This is a genomic window from Streptomyces sp. ATLC9 (genome assembly GCF_057196705.1).
This window is the reverse complement of record NZ_JBXUOY010000467.1, coordinates 1-2093: the sequence shown is the minus strand read 5'-3', so window position 1 is coordinate 2093 and position 2093 is coordinate 1. Positions and strand designations below refer to the sequence as shown.

General features: G+C 60.8%; 1 protein-coding gene and 1 pseudogene. One reads left to right on the top strand and one right to left on the bottom strand.

Annotated features, from left to right (window positions below):
• Positions 1 to 70: 70 nt before the first annotated feature.
• Positions 71 to 283, top strand: coding sequence for a hypothetical protein (locus AC2CJA_RS26325; RefSeq protein ID WP_484605162.1), 213 nt, complete (start codon positions 71 to 73; stop codon positions 281 to 283).
• A 156-nt stretch (positions 284 to 439) separates the two neighbouring features.
• Here the strand turns inward: AC2CJA_RS26325 and AC2CJA_RS26320 are convergent.
• A pseudogene (locus AC2CJA_RS26320) lies at positions 440 to 745 on the bottom strand (transposase); the annotation flags it as partial.
• Between the last annotated feature and the right edge of the window lie 1348 nt (positions 746 to 2093).

Genomic DNA, 2093 nt, shown 5'->3' with positions numbered 1-2093 from the left:
ACGGTCTGGTCGGCAAGGGTCATCGTCACGGTGGTCCTGGTCCTGTCTCGCCCTGCATCAGATCAAAGAGATGTATACCTTCTGGGTCTCACCGGAGTCTGACAGACAGGGCGACGAGCTGGTGAACGCCGACCTCAAGCGCAGCCTGCCGATGCGCAGCCGAGCCCGGAACCAGGCCGAGCTCGCCGCCGAAACCCGCAGGTTCTTCCACCGCCGCCAGCGCCAGCCGCACATCGTCCGCGGCTACTTCCATGCCCCAGCCGCTCGCTACACCCTCGAATAGAACCCTTTGAGTTTCGGATCAATAGAAAACCCCTTACTCAAGCAGCTCAAACGCCAAAGGACGTGAAATATCAGCTGATCGAAGCTGAAGCGTGACTCCCCTGAGCCTGTAAGGCGTTCGGCTCTGTCTCGCATGCGGTGGTGACGCGGGGTGATGTCATCCGAGGAGGATGCGGTAGCGAAGAAGGGGGGAATCCTGCTCGGCCGTACATCTGGCGCTTGATCGACTTGGTCTTGTTGTTGACGCCTTCGGTGCCGCCGTTGTGGTACGGCAGGGTGAGGGCAGCATCGACGGCGGCGCGGTCGCGTTCGAGTCCGCGGGTGAAGGCGTGCAGGTGGGGCAGGTCCTCCGCACGTGCGTTGGTGGTCCACTCGGTCAGCCGCTGGCATGGCTGTCGGCGGGGTCCAGCAGTGTGGCGAAGTGATGGATGAGGTCGGCCAGGGCGGTTATCTCGTGGCAGGCGGTTTCGACAGAGCCGGTCCGGACGATGGCGCGTGTACGGACCTACTTTGACGGCGCAGGCTGGACCACACGTCACATTTCGACGGTTCCGCGTGCATTAATCCGGTTTCGGACCTAAGGCGACATTCGACGCCATCCGGTTGCTCATTATCAGATTCCTGACTCTCGCGCCAAAAAATCAATAAGACTCCCTCAGATTCGATGATTTTCGGCCGACACTCTCCGTAACGAAAGAGCCCTCATTGATGTATCACGAGGGCTTCCACTTTGCAATGCAGCGAATCCGGGCGTCATTCTAAATGAAAACGGAACGAGGAGTTCCGAGGCTCAGGATAGCCCTCACGCGCACCGCCCAGCGCTCGAGTGAGGCAACCCATGCGAGGTGTCGCTTCACCACCTGCGAGCGCAGCCTCTGGACCAGCAGATTTAGGGTAGCAGCCAGGAGAATCGTCCCTCTCGGGTTTCCTCGACTGATCCCTAGGCGTCAAGCCGCACTGTCCACGAAGTGCACTGCAGCTTGGCGTACTGCTACACGAGCATGGTTGCGCACGTCGCAGCGGTGGGTCGGATCCACGGGATTTGGATTTATGAATCAAAGACTGTGACTCACGGCTACGGATGGCTGTGAGTGAGAACGTCTCGTTCCAAGGCGGTAGGTGATTCCGATGGTGTCAGAGTTACCCCGTCATGGTCGTTCCTCTTTCCCTTGGCTCGCTACAGTCGAGGGGGAGGGGTAGTTGGGCTCTGCTGTCACCTACTACGTGGCAACCGCATGAGCCCGAAGAGAGGAGCAACGTGCACAATCCGCTTGACGACGATCACTGCTGCACCTCGACGTGTCTGCGGGATGAGAGCCGGAGCACGTCTGGCGATCAGAGTAACGAGGGCCCTCCGAAAGGGCGTATAACTCCGGCCATAATCACGGCAGTTGCCACCCTGGTCACTTCCCTGGCTGCACTGATCACGGCCTTCCGGTAGCAGGGCAGCTCTACTGCAACAGTAGGGACACGCCGCCAAGTCGTGTGACGTGCAAGTGACGCCAGCTAACCATCTGGGATCACCTTCAACGTCTTGTCAGGAGTCGCACAACCTCCGAGCACGTTGCCCCTCTCGGCATCAGTGGATTAAAGAGCATAAAACGCTCAGCTTTTAATTGGAGGCTCGGTTCCCTGAGTTGATCGAGTCACGGCCCGCCCACCCCTTGACCCTGCCGAGCTTCGCGATTGCGCGGTACGCGTGGTCGCGGAGATTATTCACAGCCACCCCACCGGGTGGGCCATGGTGAAGGCGGTGGGGGGGGGCCCCCGGCGCCCGCGGCCCCGCCCCCCCCCCCTGGGGGGGCGCGGGG